The organism is Pectinatus haikarae, from assembly GCF_015732185.1.
GTDB lineage: Bacteria > Bacillota > Negativicutes > Selenomonadales > Selenomonadaceae > Pectinatus > Pectinatus haikarae.
In genome coordinates this window covers 684,546-700,327 of record NZ_WIQM01000016.1, presented here as the reverse complement: position 1 = coordinate 700,327, position 15,782 = coordinate 684,546, and the positions used below count along the sequence as shown (strand labels likewise).

Here is a 15,782-nt window from a genome sequence, read left to right as displayed (position 1 = left end):
TCCGATATAATATTTCTCATCATCCTCAGTATTTTCGTTATTCTCTAAAAAAAGCTTCAATAATCGCTGTGAGTAACGGCCTAAAGTGCCCAAATCACTATAAACGGTATCAATACTACATTTTTTATTCCATAGCTTCCATTATTTTTTCCCAATTTTCCCCAAAAATGCACAATAATTATCCACCCGCATAGCGGGTGGTTTTTCCTTTTCGGGCATAGCCCTTTTTCACTGGCTGCGCATAAATGCGCCTTTTATTGGCCTGCCAGCCATGCAACTTTTATTTGCTACCCGTAAACGGGTCTCTTGGATCAAATAAACTTAATTGGTCTGCTTCCTTATCTCGTTTTAACTGATTTGCTATATATTCTGTTATAGCTTTTGTGTCTTTTCCAACTGTATCTACATAGTACCCTTTGCACCAAAATTCGCGGTTTCTATACGCAAATTTCATATTCCCAAATTTTTGAAAGATCATTAAGCTGCTTTTCCCTTTTAGATATCCCATAAATCCTGAAACACTTATCTTTGGTGGTATACAAACTAACAAATGTATATGATCTGGACATATTTCTCCCTCAATAATTTCTACATCTTTCCATTCACATAAAGTTCTCATTATATCTCGCAGTTCTTGCCGTTTTTCCTTATAAAATACCTTTCTACGATACTTCGGGGCAAAAACTATGTGATACTTACAATTCCACTTCGTATGTGCTAAACTATATGTGTCATTATTTTCTTGTTTCGGCATTTAGTGGCATCTCCTAATGTATAATCTGTATTTTAAGCTGGCAGGCTTATTTTCAGGTTAGCACATTAGGACTCACCGCTTAAGCTTTTTTGAACCACGCGACTATCGCGTGGTTTTCTTTTATACAAAAAAAATCTCCCAGCAAAACGCTGGAAGCTTTGATTTTACTATGGTGCACCAAGCAGGATTCGAACCTGCGACACACGGCTTAGAAGTTTGACATAAAACCGCCTTTAACTATTGATTTTGTTAGCTTTGAAGCCTATTTATCAAAAAAGAAACCGTATGACTGTAGTCTTTATCTTCCAATGATCAGCATCTTCCATATCGTAGAAAACAGGCAATTCGAGTAAGACACCAGATTCATCTATTGCGTTCTTACAGTTAGCGGCTTCTAAGGCTGGATGGGGTGGATCACAATAGCATAAGCTGTAATGATAAGCTCCGCACTTAAGGCCAGTCGCACGGGCGCGCCATTAACATTAAACTGAAAATTATCATGTCAACCAGATGAACCATAACTACAGGCCACAATTGCAAATTCTATAGTCTTATCTGGATTATTATTATAAGCTGCTATTGCAGACCAATTAATATTACCGTTATTATCCGAAACATCTATACCATACATATATTAATTATCTCCTTTATTTTTTCTTGCCTTTTTAAGTTGTGTACGCTATAATGTACGTAAATAGGAGGTGATATTATGATTATCCAAAACGCTACAAATTTTAGAAAAAATCTTTTTGAAACTCTTAATCAAGTCACAAAATATAATGAAACAGCAGCAATTACAACAAAAGACGGTGGCGCAGTAATGATTATTAACAAAGAAGATTATGATGCCTTGATCGAAACATTATATTGTGAAACAAATATTCCTAATTTAAAAGAGGACGTAAAGGATGCACTTAATCCAGATAGCAAAAATTATGTACCGGAAAATGCTATAGAGTGGTGAAGTATACTATTGAATATAGCAAAAAGGCCATAAAAGATGCAGAATTAATAACAGGTTCAATGAGAAAAAAAATAAAAAAATATATAGATGAATTAAAGGAAAATCCCTACAACCCACCACGTGAAAAGTTGATAGGAGACTTGCAGGGTGCTTATAGCAAAAGGTTAAATATCCAGCATAGAATGATATATACTGTTGATGAAAAAAATAAAATAGTGCGTATTGTTCGGTGTTGGACACATTATGAATAAGCTACTTTTTATCTGGCGCCGAACCAGAGAATGCGTAGATTTTTGTGTAAAGTCCAAATATCAGGATAAAATCAAGTTGAGTTTTATAAAGAAATTTTAACACGGTCACTAAAATAAATCATGAGGTCATCGAGTATAATCCCCCAATTACGAACTGGCATTGTCCATTTATCGACAATGTTCATTGTTGTTAAATATAGCAATTTCATTAAAGCGTTACTTCGAAACAAAGGCATTTTTTGTATTAGTTACTTTTCGTAATTGACGGTTGAAATTTTCAATGGCATTGGTTGTATAAATTAAATTGGCTCATTGTAGAATGAACAATGAACCAAATAATATTGTTAAACTATATATCTCAATATTCCAATTATTCTCAAAAAAATATATCAATACTGACTGTGAGTAACGGCCTAAAACCTAAATCACTATAAATAACCCTATTTTGTAGTTTATAGCTTCCATTGTTCTCGTTATTCTCACTGTTCTCATTATATTGCTCCAAAATCTTCCCAACGGTCCCCCAAAAGCATAAAAAAGCCTCCAGCAAAACGCTGGAAGCCTTAATTTTACTATGGTGCGCCAAGCAGGATTCGAACCTGCGACACACGGCTTAGAAGCTTGCCCTAGAAATGGCCTATAAAGCCTGATATATAAGGGATTAAGGCAAATTATCTTGTTTTGCTATGATATCATAAAATGTTGATGTATCAGGGATTTGCTGGTTGTTTATAATTTCTGTTACTCCCCAATTGCTCCCCAGATTTGGGGCTGATTACTGAAAATATTTTATACAATGAGCGATATATCTATTTGCATTTTTTAATAATTTCTTTGGCGATTTTTTCACGTGACCTAAAATATTTTTCTTCCGCGACTTTTCTTGCAATAATAGCTTCTTCGACGTCAAAGAAGGTGCCGAGATATATTTGCCGCCGATCAATAACAATATAGGCCCTGTATTTGCCGTTTTTCATAAGACTAACGCCAGTGATACTTGTCGATGAGTTCTTATTTGTTTTACGCGATGAACTATAATTGGGGCTAGTCCCAGATTGTCTGAGCTTTTGCATTATGCTCCAGCCTTTTTGCAGATTATCCATGTCCTTTTTTTCATTGCGTCGGCATCCGCATGATAGCGAACGTCTGCTAAGTAATCTTGTAGCAGGTACTTTATGCACATTACCGCAGACACATTGACATATAAAGCATTTACCGACCTGACTGATTACTGTCCAATACCCAATTTTGTCCCCGGGCTTTATACCGTAATCTTTGGGTATATAAACTCTCGGTGAATTATGCCGGCATCCACATGACTTAGTACGGCCTGCACTCAACGCATGTATACTGACATTTTTGACAGTACCACATTTACAACGGCACCAAGCTCGTGGAGGACGCACAGTGTAATCAGGGTATGTCAGTATACTCCAGTAACCAAATTTGTCACCTGGCTTTATGTTTAGTTTTTTGGGCATACTATTCATCACCTTCATCTGATATTTCAAATGACACTAATCTAGTATCATTTGATTTTATTTTGCCATGATAAAAAGGCCTCCTATGATTAGATTGTACAATAGAAGACCTTATGACTTCGAGTGGAAGTTTGTTTTCGCAGTTGTGTTATGGACACAATTACATGAAATTTGTTTTTTTGACGCGACAAATACTTTTCTTATCCATTTGTCATTGCCACACAAATCACAATGACAATATGCCATGTCATCGTCTATCTTCAAAATGGTTAAATGGCTGCCTTGGATTTTTTTCCCAAGCATTGATTCATAATCGTATTTTTTGTAAGTTTTTTTATGCATGGCTTGCACAGCATTTGTAGCATCCTCTCTTTTCTCAAATGTGCCCAAGTATTTTGATTTATAATACGCTACCCATTTTTGTTGTGCTTTATTCCATGACATTCTTGCATAGTTGTGCGGTGCAAATGCTTTCTTTTTCCACATAGCAAAAGATTTTTCTTTACTGTGTAAAAAGGTCGCATAAATTCGCTGACACCGGTCAGAACATGTCTTACTGTTTTTATTTTTTGCGATAAATTTATCACCGCACACAGTACATATTTTTTCTTGTTTTTCACTACGCCTTTTGGTATTTCTTTTAATCGTGTAAATTTTTCCGTATTTATCAACGGCTCTTTGCAGCCAGCCTCGTGATTGGACACGATCAGCTGCTTTAATTGCATCAGAAGCGCATTTTTTACAATATTTTTGTTGAGAACTCATCATTATAAAAGGTTCTCCGCAAACTGCGCACTTTCTTATTGTTACACCTATTTTTATATTTTTGCCAAGCTTTTTATTAAGCTTGGCTTTTTTATCATATTCTTTACGTTTTTCCGCACGACAATCAGGGCAATACAATGCCCGCGGGCCTCCGTCAAACTCTTTGCCACATTTACATATACGTTTGCGCAAAGTAGTTTGCCCTTTTTTCATTGTCCTAACTCTTCAATAATTTTCAACCGTTGAGCTGCCTGTAGGGATTTTATTTTTTCTGCAAGAGCTTTACGCTCGTTAATATTTCCTATGCTTGCATCCAGTACGTCAAGATGCAAGCCACGGATTTTACGTGTATCTATGATGCTACCGCAGATTACTTCGCTTAGTATCTGCGTTTCTATCTCTGTAAACTCTGGCAACTTTGTGAGTTGTCCAATTATATCGTATCTTTCAACGATTTCACCGAGACGGCGGGAAAACCCACCGTTTCTACGATCGGCACTTTTGGTATCTTCTGCGAGACGTTCAAGCGGCTCGGACATGTATATAGTTTTTTTCATATTTAAAATTCTCCTAATTATAGTAACTTATTGCAAAAACTTCTAACCTCTGCAAAATAAAAACCTCTGTAGGGGACGAAAACATTTCATTTTAATTACCTCTTTTTTTAAAGGCGGTCAGCAACGACCGCCATATTTATTAATCTTGTAATTCAATACTAATTGGATGTTTCCAATCAGCTGCGTCTATTATTTCGTCTTCGTCATCGTTCCAAGCGGGTAATATTGCCCACCTGACTAGATACTTGCTACCGCTTTTATCTGTAGCAATCCCCGTCACAACTTCTGGGGATTCCTCAAATGTGATTGTGGCATCATCAACAATCACATCTTCAATTTTTACTTCTTCTGCTTCTGATACAAGCGCATCCACAAGTGCTTTAAAGTCTTTACGGTCAAATGCTCCTTTAAAACCGTAATCAATTACGATTTCTTCGGTTTCGATATCAATATACACTTTCGTGGCTTCTATTTCACGTTCAAATCTGCCAGAACGGCCTATTTGAGCCTGAAATCCTTCATCGTTCGCTACTACGTCAAAAGCATTGATGTATAAGCGGTCATCCTGTCCTTTTGTCCATCTTTCAAATCCTGCGCTTTCTAAATTCTTAATCTGTTTTTGGTTTAACATTTTAATGTCTCCTTTGCCGGCTCCTTGCTTTGCAAGTACCGGGCTCAAGTTTATTTAGTAGGTTTCCCTTGCTATGTATATATAATAACATTTATGCGTATAAAAGTCAATATATTATACGTATAAAATTAGAAATATTTAAGATATTTTTTTATTGCTGTCAGACGATTTATGACAGCCTATTTTGACAGCCTGTATCATGCTGAACATGTAAAAAGTTGCAGTTAAAAATCGAGGCAACTACTTTACAGATATGAGCACATTTTAGCAACTTGAATTACTTTACCTTTTTATTCACAAATGCCTATATCCCACTAATAACAACACTTTAATGATGCAAAATTGGTGTAACTAAAAGTAAAGTAAACACCATATATAAGGCAAAAAGTAAAGCTGAGCAAAATAAAAAAGCCCGACACTGGTTTTATGCCAATGCCGGGCTTTCGTAATTACCATGTATATTCGAGTTTTACCATTGTTGCCTTATCGTCAAAATTATAATCAACTCCCACACCAACATATTTTCCATCTTTAGTAATTTTGCGTGATATTGAATAACCAATTTCTTTCGGACTTGTATTATCTATTGATTTTGGTGCATAGCTGATTGTATGCAATGTTTTCTTGTACGCCTGAACATTGTATTGGTTCAGACTTATTTGCGTGTCCTGCGGTAATTTAGAGGTATCTACCGTTTCAGTGGGACTCGACGGATCCGTCACAATTGCAAAATCGGCGCCGGCTTTTTCTTGTGCAGTTTTCTCTACCGCCGGTGCTTCGCTGGCCGTCGTATAGACGACATATTGCGGCTGTTGTTTGGACGATACAATATCTTTTATCTGGCTTGCGGCTTCCTGCGCCTGTCCGTTGGATATATGCACCTGCGCATTGTCTGCGGCAGTTTCTACACCGGATGGGGTTTCAGCTTGCATCTGCGTTTCAGTGGTAACGGTTTTAGCTGGATGAAAATGTTGGTAAATAAAATATGCGCTGATACCTAAAATAATAATGGCCAGCGCACCTATGATAATCTTTTTATGGCCTTTTATAAAATTTATCATGCAATTACCTCATTTTACAAAAATGTAGTACCCTAACATCAGCAATCCCGCTATAGCATATACGTCATAGCGGGATTTTACCCACCATGAAGTAGTTTCTGCCTCAGTTTCTTTTACAACTGTTGTTGCATCATTTACGGCTGTATTTACAACAGTTTTTGTTTTGGATTCAAGTTCAGCAGTTTTAGAAGCTATTTTTTCATCAATATTATTTATTTCCGCAATAAACAAATCCTTACTTTTTGCTAATAAATCTGACTTAGCTGTTTCTAATGTCGATATATCATTTTTAAGTGCTGTAACGTCAGCACTAGCCTGTTGTTCAGCTGTTGTTGCCATGTTAATCATTCTCCTTCTTCATACATAATGTCTAAATCAAGTTGTCCGTTAGAATCTGAATACTGCCAGTAAGATACCTGCTTATCAGGATGTTCATCCTTAAAAGCACAAGTCTTGGTGCCATAGTTAGCTTCCCAAAATTGTACATAATCCGGTAATTGGCTTACATCCATATAATTTGTCAGCATGTTATAACTTGCATACAAACCGCAATCATAACCGGCCGCATCAACTGTGTTGATAAATGTCATGACAAGGTCAGTAAGAGTTTGCTTGTCTACTTTCCCCTGATAATAACATTCTTCAATATCCAACCATATACCACAATTCAATGCAGCGGTTATGTTCTGTTTTATAGAATCAGCGAAGAACTGCGCTTCCTGTTTAATACCATCTGTATCGGTTGAACGTGGAACAAAATAAACGCCTGCATCCATTCCTACATCTAGTGCACCGTTGATATTATCCGCAAAAGCACTATCTATATAATCGTGTTCGCCAAGCTTAACAATACAAAAAGACTTGCCATTATTGACGGCTGCATTAAAATCAAAACCTGCTTGAGCAAAACTCACATCTATGCCTTGTTTCATTTCTCATCTTCTCCTTTTATATATGGGAACTGGTCTTTAGGACTGTTATGTGTACTGTCTATCAGCCATTTAAATAATCCTACAAGACCTACACCACACGCACTAATACCTTGCCAGCAGCTATCAATTTGGAACTTTGTGCCATAAAGGCCGTTAGACCAGTAGCCATAAACCCATGAAAAAAGGACTACCGCCGCTGCGAGTAGTCCAAATGCCATACATATAACGCCTATATGATTTTTTATTTTTGTCAATAAGATCAATACCACACCTCCTACTTAGATAGCGGATTTTAACTGATCACCTCCAAAAATGCTGCAGTAATATACCGACAATGCTTATAAAAGCAGCAGTAAGCGCACTGACTATACGTGCGGTACGATTGATGCTGCCAATTTTATCATCAATAACATTGCCCAGATCGTTTTTAAGTTCTTTTCGCGAGTTTTCCATGTCATCAAGCCGATGATGGGCTGACTTTGCTGACAATAGAGCTTCTTTTGCTATGTCGTTAGCGTTATTTGTCCTTACCTGGCATGGGATACATGACTCATTGAGCATCTTTAGTTGAGCTTCTATACTTGACAGTCTACTTACTGTTTCCTTTTGAAATTCAGTATTGTCTTCCAAAAATAATCACCACCTTATCACGATTTATCGGCTTGATAGCTTGTCACAGCAGTTAGATTACAAGCTTCAGTTGCTATTCCATACTGACTGATAATTAGCACTACACCCAGTACCATAAGTATTAACAGCATCTGACCATGATATCGTTATTGTAAGTGGATTTGGATCGGATGTATGTTTTGATAAATCTGCATTACCAATCGATACGAATGTTTCTCTATAGACGTCAACACCAATTTTGCGTTGTGTGCTTACCCTAATTAAATATTGATTACCAGAAGTAACGGCTACATTTCTTGAACCACTCCATGCATTACTATAAACCGCTAATACATTAACATGTGCAGGTACAATAAATTGCCCAGAAGCTGTTTGATTACTTGCATATGTCACACTGCCTGCAACAACTAATGTAGCCCCACTCGTTGCATATGCTGTTATATCTCCTGTAACATTCCCAGATGATACATTGACGCCGCCTGCTGTATAGCCGTTGTTGCCAATGATAGAAACGCTGAAAGCATCACCATATCTGGCAGTAAATGATGATGTATAGCTGGTACCATTGCATATTACTGTAATTGTCTGGTTCGCAGATTGAGAAATAGTAACGTTAAAAGTCTGACGAATAGCAATATATTTCTTAGTCGTTCCACCGTCCCTGCTTACCCAAAGCTTCGTAGTATACGAAGCTTCATATGCTGGCAGTAATAATGCATATGCCCCATCTACAGTGAGATAATCATAACCAGATCGTTTAGAATTGACCAATTCCATAGTGTTTTTTATACCATTAAAAATATAGTATAAGTCACTCATTATCTATCAACTCCTATGGTCACACTGCCAAATGTAAGAGTATTACCAGAAACTACTTTCTTTATCGCATCAGTTACAAAAGCCGTTGTAGCTATCTGTGTTGTATTATCCCCCGAGGCCGCTGTGGGTGCCTTAGGCGTACCTGTTAATGTTGCTGATGCCAAAGGTGCATAGGTATCAGTAATGACATTACCGCTGGCATCTTGTGTAGCCTTTATTGCCGCAGCAGCATTAGTAGCATTAGCTACTGTGCCATCTGTAGTAGCCAGCGTCTTAGCAGCCGTGCCATTACTCCATGTAGGCTGAACAGAAGAATTGATTACCGTAGGATAGGCAGTGCACCCAAGAATACTATTGTTGCTGGCATCACGTAATACCAAATTATACGCTGTACCTGCTTTGTCTACGCCATTTATCTGTATATTATTTGCCAAATTCAGTGCACCGGATATAGCACCACCGCTGTTTAGCACACACCCAGTTACTGCGATGGTCAATTTGTCGTTTGTAGTATCAGCAGCGATGTTTACATTTGCCCCCGCAACAACTGTCAAAGTGTCTTGCTTAGAATCCGCTTGAATTATGTTGCTGCCGACTGCGACATTTGCAAATGTGTTTTGATTTACCTCCGCGCCTGAGGCAATGCCATCCAACTTAGTTTTATCTGCGGCAGACTCAAAGCCATCTGTATTTACCGTGGCAGCCGCATGTACATGACCCACCGTAGCAAATTCACTGGCATGATGCCCATCCACCATGTCGGCGTTGAGATTTACGCAAACTGTACCATTCGAAACAGGTATCTGTCCTGTGTTATTACTAGGTATAAGCCCCGCCGCGCCTTTTGCATCAACAATTTGCCCAGTACGTAGCTGCTCCTGATTTGCCCTGATTTCTGCAGGTGCAGCGCTGATATACTCGGTGTCAGCAGGATTATCGCCATTATATGACATCTATACCATCTCCTTAGTAGCCGCCAATTTGCAGACATACATTGCCCGCAACAACAGCATCGTTATTAGTTTTATCTATAATTTGCCCTGTGCATTGAGCCTTATCCACACTTAGCAATTCAAATTGCAGACCAGAACCTATCACAGTACCTATAATTGTAGGATTAGTGTAAAACGTATGCCCGTAGGATATCGTGTTTATTGCGGCAGACAAAGATACAGTTTTGCGTATATCGGTATCTGGCACATCAATAGACACGATAAACTGATTGACTTCCGGTGTTTTTGTAGTATCAATAGTCGCAAGATCTACACGCAATTGAATATATCGAAAAGTACGTTGAATAGGCTTGAAAACTTCCCAGTCTAACCACGTGGCGTTGTCCTGTGAAGTGCGGATATACAATGCCGCCAAGCCGCCTTTGAGTGCGACAGAGCTTGTAAACAGTGTAGTCACATTTGCAGTTATGACACTGCCTATGTCGATTACTGCCGAGAGATAACTGCCGGATACAGGATAATTACCGCTAGTATCCTTTGCTAATTTCAGCACCGACGCACCGCCGACATCGGAAAATTTCGTCGTTGGATAGTCACTGAATTTGCCACCGAGTGTCTGGAAGTTCAAGGCAGATGCACCGAATGCAGTATTACTGTGTGTTCCACTCGCCAGCGCTATTTCATCGTAAGTTTCAATGACATTCCGAGAGGAAATGTTTAACACAGTAACCGAAGCACTAGCCGCGTTGATACTGTATTTACCACTGCTGTTTATTGCCTTTACAAAGTACCTATAAGTTCTTGTATTATCTATATCAACTGTGTAATTAGCATTTGTAATTCCTGTTGCAACTGTGCTGCCTTGGTCAAACGAATATCCTTCATGAACTTCATAGCCTGTAACGTCAGCATCACTGCTCTTATTCCAATAAAGTTCCACGGTATCACCATTCTGAAACGCCATAAAGCCAGTGACGTCCGAAGGTTCAACCTGCACATTCACTGAAATTGACAATTCGTCTGAGTAATATCCGGCATTATTCACAGCTTTTATCATTACTTTGTAATTGCCGCTGGTGGTCAATGTATATGTAGAGTAAAGTTCACGGGTAAATGGTAGGCTTTCTCCGCTATTCCAATCAAAGCCAATCTTGACTTGATATCCGCTAAGGTCGCCATCGTCAACTTCACCACACTGAATATTTAAAATACTTCTGTCATCGACGTTCTGCGCAGCTTGCAACGATGGCACGACGGACGGGCGCAGGTCATAGTTACCAGAGATAGACGCTGCGTACTGGCTTTCGTTACCTGCTATGGTCACAGCCTTGATTAACCATGTATGAGATAATTCGTCTGTTAACTCTACGTCATAGAGAGTCGTGGAGACACGTGGAGAAATTATCGTACCAGTATCCCAAGATGCACCTGACTTTATCACGTAATATGAAATGTCAACTTCTGATGGTGCATCCCAAGTAAGGCGTACTATCGTTTTATCAGTGCTGCTTTGTGTAGCTTTAAAATTTGTGACGTCGAGCGGCTGGATAGAAACGTCAACGATATCTATGCTTGCTATTGTGCTGACATACCCGGCGACTGTCACGGTTTGCACCATGTAATGAAATGTACCATTGCCCGGGAGTGCAGTTTCCAGCGTGATTTCCTTGGTCTGTGCAACTACTGTCCCTGTAGTCCAGGCATCGCCGTATTTCACAACGTAATATGAAATATCGCTGCCCGACGATGCAGTCCACGACAATATAGCTTTAGATTTATCCTGTGTGGACTGGACTATTGCAAGGTTCGTTACTGCATCCGGTTCAAGTGTGACCTGTTCTGTGAGGTTTGTAGGAGTAACAGAATAAAATCCTTCAGCATTCACTGCCTTTGCCCAGAATGTATAGTGTCCAGAACTTGGCAACGTATACCGTACAGTCGTAGCCTTAGTCTTGGTAACGATGACTGTTCCTGTGTCCCAAGTATCGCCCATGCGTATTTCGTAGTAGCTAAGGTCTATTTCGGTATTGGCGTTCCAAGTGAACACTGCAATACTGCGATCTGCATCGGATTGTGCAAAGGAAAACCCTGCTACATCTGCGGGTTCACAAGTTATCGTGACCGTTTGTGTATCAGGGTTTGTTGATTCATTTCCGCTATTATCTACCGCTACCACTCCAAAAGTATATGAGCCAGTTGAAGATGCGGTATAAATATAAGTTGAGTCTGTTAAAATATTTGAAACAAGGATATTATTTACATAGACACGATATCCTTTAAGATCTATATCGGTATTAGCTGCCCATGTTAATTTAACCTGAGTAGCATTTGATAGAACCTGTGTAACCATAAGTCCAGTAACGTCGTTAGGTGGGATATCCTGTCCAACATCAGCAGTAATTGTAACTCCATTTGACTGAGACAAATTAGTAATAGTTTTTATTTTTAAGTAATAAACGGTATCTGGAAGCGTATCAAAATCAATTGAAAATGTGCTTACTTCTGCGATCGTATTAAAAGTTACATTATCAGTTGATGCATAAACAAGAAACTTACTCGCATATGCGCCTAATGGAAGTTCCCACGAAGCATATAAATGAGCGTGTTTTGTTCCATCTGATGCCAGCCAATGTACTTGCTTTGCTGATATATTGATAACATTCTGTGCCTGGTTAGCTTGTGCAGTAGAATAGTTCTGCGGTGGGATTGTATAGTTCTGGTTAAAGACGTTCGCGTTATATTCCAAGGCTGTAATTTGACGTTCAAATTCGCCATTATTGCTTCTGGTGATGGCTTTAATTGTAAACCATTTGGAGCCTATATTTACTTTAGCAATATCGCATATGTCTCCTATTGACGGTGCATCAGTCCCAAGACTAGCTAAAACGGCTTGAACGCCATCTGACAAAATAATAATTGATAATACTTCAACAGTATATAAGGAATCAGTATCTGACGCTCTATACTGGAATTGATAAGCTGCTGTACTATCATAATTATCGAAAATGCCATTCATTGTAATAGTATTTTCACTGACAGCCGTGATACGCCCACTACAGGCCCATTCAGGCACATCGTGTGAGAGGGCAACAACATCGCCGACATTACAGGCTATTGCATCAATTGAGGCATTAAATACGCAAGTACGTACAAGCCATTTATTACAGTACAGTTGGTACTTGCCATAGGCATAGGCTTGTTCATAGCTTGTTATGCCATCCATCGTAATTGATGTTACTGTATTATATTGATCTGCTTCATCATAATCATCTGAATAGACAGTTGTAGTATCACGTTCATAGTTTTTATCTTTATTAGTAAAAGTTATTTCAACGGCATTTGCCCTGTCGGAAGTCTGCAAAAATTCTTCCTGGAAACTTCCTTGTATGATGTTTCCCATTGTAAACATCTGAACAGGCGTATCCACAACGTCGTCGAATGTGCAACCATATTTGACTCCAAACAATTGTACTCTTCCGTACCCTACGCAGGCAATATTTTTATTTATGACGGTCAGCATTTCATCAGCTGTATTGACCTCAATATTTACATGTAGACTTTTTGCGGTACATGATGCCGCCCATGCAGCAAATTTATCGTACATCATGAGTTCTGCCGGCGCACCATCAACAACAACCGCACTACCGTCGCCATATAAATCAACTGCCCTGTGCACGGCATCATATGACGCCCATGCGGGATTGGTGGCATCTTGCTGTTCATATGCAGCCTTATCAGGATTATAGACCAATACTGTTGAACGTGTTTTTAAAAAGGTAACAGATGGTGATCCGGACAACTGATCTGTAGCGAGAACCTTAATTCCAATAAGTCCGATGCCTGGATAACAAAAGTCATCATAAGTTATACCTGAAACCGCTGTCCACCAGATCCGAGTTTGTGCTCTGGTGGACCCTATATCAGCACCACGCCCTGTGCAAATAACACGCACGGTATAAGTACCAGCCGCTATACCATCTACCCTATATTGTTTACGTACTGCACTTGTCTGCGCTGCTGATATACTTTCATTAACAAACGTTATCCAATTATTACTACCCGTAATACAATAATCAGCTTTTATTGATACCCATTCTGTACTTAAGCTGCCATTATCATTTGCATAATACAAACCATTTGAACATTCCACCTGAATCATTAAGCCTTGATTAGCGTTGCCGTCAATATCATATTGTCTATAAGAATCAGTTAATAATTCCTGATCTAATTCCAGTGTCGAAACTGTATCATTAAAATTAGATATCGCCGATTGGTTAAAAGTGCCATTTCTTATGTCATAGCTGGTATCTTTATAATAACCGATCGGATTACTGTTCATTTCTATATCACTAAAGCTTAACGGTCCTTCGCCAGCAGATATAAGCCAGTATAAATACTGATCATCATTACTGATTGTAATAAATTTACTAAGCGTCTGCCCACCGGATTTAACAGTACCGTAGGTAAGTGGGATAGGGTTGCCTTGCCCACTGGTAGTAGTAATACCATCCCAGCTATAGGTAGGATTTGATGTGCTTTCCTTTTTTGCCGTGCCAAAAGCATGATTAATAAGTGTGCCACCTAAATACATAACTCCAGCAGCAACAGCATACCCACCTATTGCCGCCCAGCCTGTTGCCTGTGATAATGCAGATACACCTGCAAACCCTGCACCTAATGACATGGCAGCCACAGATAAAGCAATCGTAGCTACAACAAGTAGTGGATTTTTACCGCCACCTTTACCAATAGACGGGGACATAACAATAAAGTCACCATCATTTATTTTGCTATCAGGATTTACTAATTTTCCTTTAACGGCAAATATCATATTATCTACATCTATATTATCGAAAAGGTATGGCTTTGTATAAGCAAGCAGTGTTTTATCAGGCTTATATTTAATTTTATGTATTTCGCGCCCTTTATAAGGCGCAAAAGGATTTTTTACTACGATGAGTGTTATCATAATTGGCCCTTATAAATAAAAAAACCAGCAATCACATGTCGCCATGCTATGCTGTGTATATTTTCGATGCAAACTCCTGTTTTTCCCCTGATATGAATAAATCGTGAATTTCCTATATAAACCCCAGTGTGGTTAATTATCGGCGATGGAACACCAAACCGAATTGCAAGTAATGAAGGTACCGGATAAGGAGGATTAACCTCTCGCCATACACTTGAACCCATCTGTCCATGAATAATGTTGCTGATTTTATCGCTATCATTATAATCAGCGAAAAACTCTGGAAGCTTAATTCCAAACCTGCTATAAACTTCCATTGCAAGACCATAGCAGTCAACTCCGGTTTTTATATCCCTGCCATTATTTTTAAATGGTACTCCGATTAAATCATCATATTTTATCATACATATACACCCTCCTGATCAATACCAGGGAAACCGCCAAAACGCGTGCTGTTTCCATTTGCCCTGCAACCAGATAATGTATGATTACAGGAAGTGGCACTTGATGTGCAACCGCAGCGTGCATCCTTATATTGGAACCGACAGCCGTTTTTTAAATACCTGCCAATAGGTCGTCTTGAGTCTGGTGAATAAGACGGACCAACGGTAAGTGTCACAAAATTTTGATCTACATCGCATTTTGTAACTTCGTATTTTTCTTCAATTTCTGGCGTAGCGCTGTCAAGATTTTTACTATTCACTACTCGCAGCACTACTGTACCACCATTAGCACCGTTTGATTCTTCAATATAATAAGTAAGTGCGCGACTTGTATTGTCTACCTTAATAGCAAAAGACGGGTAGGAACCTGTTGAATCTTCCTTGCATTCTTCTATTTCAAGTGGGAACGCTTGCCATAGCTGACCATTCCATGTGATGTCTTCGGTATTGTAGCAAACCCTGATAGGGTCTACGCCACTTATCGGCACCTGCAATTCTAAAAGTATAAGCATAACGGAATCGGTAGACATTTTATTTTTTTCTTTTTTTGCAATTGAAGATAATGCTAGCAT

The 15,782-nt window shown here is 38.9% G+C and carries 18 protein-coding genes and 1 pseudogene; 2 read left to right on the top strand and 17 right to left on the bottom strand.

Annotated elements, in window-relative coordinates; translation table 11 throughout:
- Positions 1–280: 280 nt before the first annotated feature.
- Together tnpA and I6758_RS15095 are read right to left on the bottom strand one after the other, a co-directional pair.
- Positions 281–754, bottom strand: a complete 474-nt coding sequence (tnpA, locus tag I6758_RS13970) for an IS200/IS605 family transposase (protein ID WP_196605814.1) — start codon at positions 752–754, stop codon at positions 281–283.
- A gap of 502 nt (positions 755–1,256) precedes the next feature.
- Complete coding sequence (locus I6758_RS15095; protein WP_269140356.1) at positions 1,257–1,385, bottom strand: hypothetical protein; 129 nt, start codon at positions 1,383–1,385, stop codon at positions 1,257–1,259.
- A 78-nt stretch (positions 1,386–1,463) separates the two neighbouring features.
- Between I6758_RS15095 and I6758_RS13965 the strand changes: the two genes are divergently transcribed.
- Together I6758_RS13965 and I6758_RS13960 are read left to right on the top strand one after the other, a co-directional pair.
- The gene (locus tag I6758_RS13965; protein WP_196605813.1) at positions 1,464–1,718 is read left to right on the top strand and encodes a type II toxin-antitoxin system Phd/YefM family antitoxin; all 255 of its coding nucleotides are present in this window, start codon (positions 1,464–1,466) and stop codon (positions 1,716–1,718) included.
- The gene (locus I6758_RS13960; protein ID WP_196605812.1) at positions 1,712–1,969 is read left to right on the top strand and encodes a Txe/YoeB family addiction module toxin; all 258 of its coding nucleotides are present in this window, start codon (positions 1,712–1,714) and stop codon (positions 1,967–1,969) included. Before I6758_RS13965 ends, I6758_RS13960 begins: the two co-directional genes overlap by 7 nt.
- A gap of 83 nt (positions 1,970–2,052) precedes the next feature.
- On the opposite strand, the pseudogene I6758_RS15235 reads toward I6758_RS13960, so the two are convergent.
- The 15 genes and pseudogenes from I6758_RS15235 to I6758_RS13890 all read right to left on the bottom strand — a co-directional run.
- Positions 2,053–2,272: pseudogene (locus tag I6758_RS15235) on the bottom strand (transposase); the annotation flags it as partial.
- A 506-nt stretch (positions 2,273–2,778) separates the two neighbouring features.
- Positions 2,779–3,450 (bottom strand): hypothetical protein, encoded by a 672-nt coding sequence (locus tag I6758_RS13955; protein WP_196595474.1) that lies wholly within the window; start codon positions 3,448–3,450, stop codon positions 2,779–2,781.
- A 111-nt stretch (positions 3,451–3,561) separates the two neighbouring features.
- Positions 3,562–4,428 carry a hypothetical protein gene (locus I6758_RS13950; RefSeq protein WP_196595473.1) on the bottom strand — a complete coding sequence of 289 codons (867 nt, stop codon included), beginning with the start codon at positions 4,426–4,428 and terminating at the stop codon, positions 3,562–3,564.
- Entirely contained in the window at positions 4,425–4,772 is a 348-nt protein-coding gene (locus I6758_RS13945; protein ID WP_196605811.1) for a hypothetical protein, read from the bottom strand. The genes I6758_RS13950 and I6758_RS13945 overlap by 4 nt, the downstream gene beginning before the upstream one ends.
- A 139-nt stretch (positions 4,773–4,911) precedes the next feature.
- Positions 4,912–5,403: a hypothetical protein gene (locus I6758_RS13940; RefSeq protein WP_196595471.1), complete on the bottom strand. Its 492-nt coding sequence runs from the start codon at positions 5,401–5,403 to the stop codon at positions 4,912–4,914.
- Positions 5,404–5,852: 449 nt separating this feature from the next.
- Positions 5,853–6,464 carry a hypothetical protein gene (locus tag I6758_RS13935; protein WP_196605810.1) on the bottom strand — a complete coding sequence of 204 codons (612 nt, stop codon included), beginning with the start codon at positions 6,462–6,464 and terminating at the stop codon, positions 5,853–5,855.
- Between the two features lie 9 nt (positions 6,465–6,473).
- Complete coding sequence (locus I6758_RS13930) at positions 6,474–6,803, bottom strand: hypothetical protein (protein WP_196605809.1); 330 nt, start codon at positions 6,801–6,803, stop codon at positions 6,474–6,476.
- Between the two features lie 5 nt (positions 6,804–6,808).
- The gene (locus tag I6758_RS13925; protein WP_196601676.1) at positions 6,809–7,396 is read right to left on the bottom strand and encodes a GH25 family lysozyme; all 588 of its coding nucleotides are present in this window, start codon (positions 7,394–7,396) and stop codon (positions 6,809–6,811) included.
- Positions 7,393–7,659 carry a hypothetical protein gene (locus tag I6758_RS13920; protein WP_196605808.1) on the bottom strand — a complete coding sequence of 89 codons (267 nt, stop codon included), beginning with the start codon at positions 7,657–7,659 and terminating at the stop codon, positions 7,393–7,395. The genes I6758_RS13925 and I6758_RS13920 overlap by 4 nt, the downstream gene beginning before the upstream one ends.
- Before the next feature lie 37 nt (positions 7,660–7,696).
- Positions 7,697–8,026, bottom strand: coding sequence for a hypothetical protein (locus I6758_RS13915; protein WP_196605807.1), 330 nt, complete (start codon positions 8,024–8,026; stop codon positions 7,697–7,699).
- 66 nt (positions 8,027–8,092) lie between these two features.
- Positions 8,093–8,845 carry a hypothetical protein gene (locus tag I6758_RS13910; protein WP_196603291.1) on the bottom strand — a complete coding sequence of 251 codons (753 nt, stop codon included), beginning with the start codon at positions 8,843–8,845 and terminating at the stop codon, positions 8,093–8,095.
- Positions 8,845–9,798 (bottom strand): hypothetical protein, encoded by a 954-nt coding sequence (locus tag I6758_RS13905; protein ID WP_196605806.1) that lies wholly within the window; start codon positions 9,796–9,798, stop codon positions 8,845–8,847. Before I6758_RS13905 ends, I6758_RS13910 begins: the two co-directional genes overlap by 1 nt.
- A gap of 13 nt (positions 9,799–9,811) precedes the next feature.
- Positions 9,812–14,767: a TipJ family phage tail tip protein gene (gene gpJ, locus I6758_RS13900; protein ID WP_196605805.1), complete on the bottom strand. Its 4,956-nt coding sequence runs from the start codon at positions 14,765–14,767 to the stop codon at positions 9,812–9,814.
- Positions 14,764–15,171, bottom strand: coding sequence for a C40 family peptidase (locus tag I6758_RS13895; protein WP_196605804.1), 408 nt, complete (start codon positions 15,169–15,171; stop codon positions 14,764–14,766). The genes gpJ and I6758_RS13895 overlap by 4 nt, the downstream gene beginning before the upstream one ends.
- Positions 15,168–15,782, bottom strand: a complete 615-nt coding sequence (locus I6758_RS13890; RefSeq protein WP_196605803.1) for a DUF1833 family protein — start codon at positions 15,780–15,782, stop codon at positions 15,168–15,170. The genes I6758_RS13895 and I6758_RS13890 overlap by 4 nt, the downstream gene beginning before the upstream one ends.

Coding starts and splice junctions, on each gene's coding strand:
- tnpA (WP_196605814.1), bottom strand. CDS start 754: ATGCCGAAACAAGAAAATAATGACACATATAGTTTAGCACATACGAAG.
- I6758_RS15095 (WP_269140356.1), bottom strand. CDS start 1,385: ATGTATGGTATAGATGTTTCGGATAATAACGGTAATATTAATTGGTCT.
- I6758_RS13965 (WP_196605813.1), top strand. CDS start 1,464: ATGATTATCCAAAACGCTACAAATTTTAGAAAAAATCTTTTTGAAACT.
- I6758_RS13955 (WP_196595474.1), bottom strand. CDS start 3,450: ATGCCCAAAAAACTAAACATAAAGCCAGGTGACAAATTTGGTTACTGG.
- I6758_RS13950 (WP_196595473.1), bottom strand. CDS start 4,428: ATGAAAAAAGGGCAAACTACTTTGCGCAAACGTATATGTAAATGTGGC.
- I6758_RS13945 (WP_196605811.1), bottom strand. CDS start 4,772: ATGAAAAAAACTATATACATGTCCGAGCCGCTTGAACGTCTCGCAGAA.
- I6758_RS13940 (WP_196595471.1), bottom strand. CDS start 5,403: ATGTTAAACCAAAAACAGATTAAGAATTTAGAAAGCGCAGGATTTGAA.
- I6758_RS13935 (WP_196605810.1), bottom strand. CDS start 6,464: ATGATAAATTTTATAAAAGGCCATAAAAAGATTATCATAGGTGCGCTG.
- I6758_RS13930 (WP_196605809.1), bottom strand. CDS start 6,803: ATGGCAACAACAGCTGAACAACAGGCTAGTGCTGACGTTACAGCACTT.
- I6758_RS13925 (WP_196601676.1), bottom strand. CDS start 7,396: ATGAAACAAGGCATAGATGTGAGTTTTGCTCAAGCAGGTTTTGATTTT.
- I6758_RS13910 (WP_196603291.1), bottom strand. CDS start 8,845: ATGAGTGACTTATACTATATTTTTAATGGTATAAAAAACACTATGGAA.
- I6758_RS13905 (WP_196605806.1), bottom strand. CDS start 9,798: ATGTCATATAATGGCGATAATCCTGCTGACACCGAGTATATCAGCGCT.
- gpJ (WP_196605805.1), bottom strand. CDS start 14,767: ATGATAACACTCATCGTAGTAAAAAATCCTTTTGCGCCTTATAAAGGG.
- I6758_RS13895 (WP_196605804.1), bottom strand. CDS start 15,171: ATGATAAAATATGATGATTTAATCGGAGTACCATTTAAAAATAATGGC.
- I6758_RS13890 (WP_196605803.1), bottom strand. CDS start 15,782: ATGCTAGCATTATCTTCAATTGCAAAAAAAGAAAAAAATAAAATGTCT.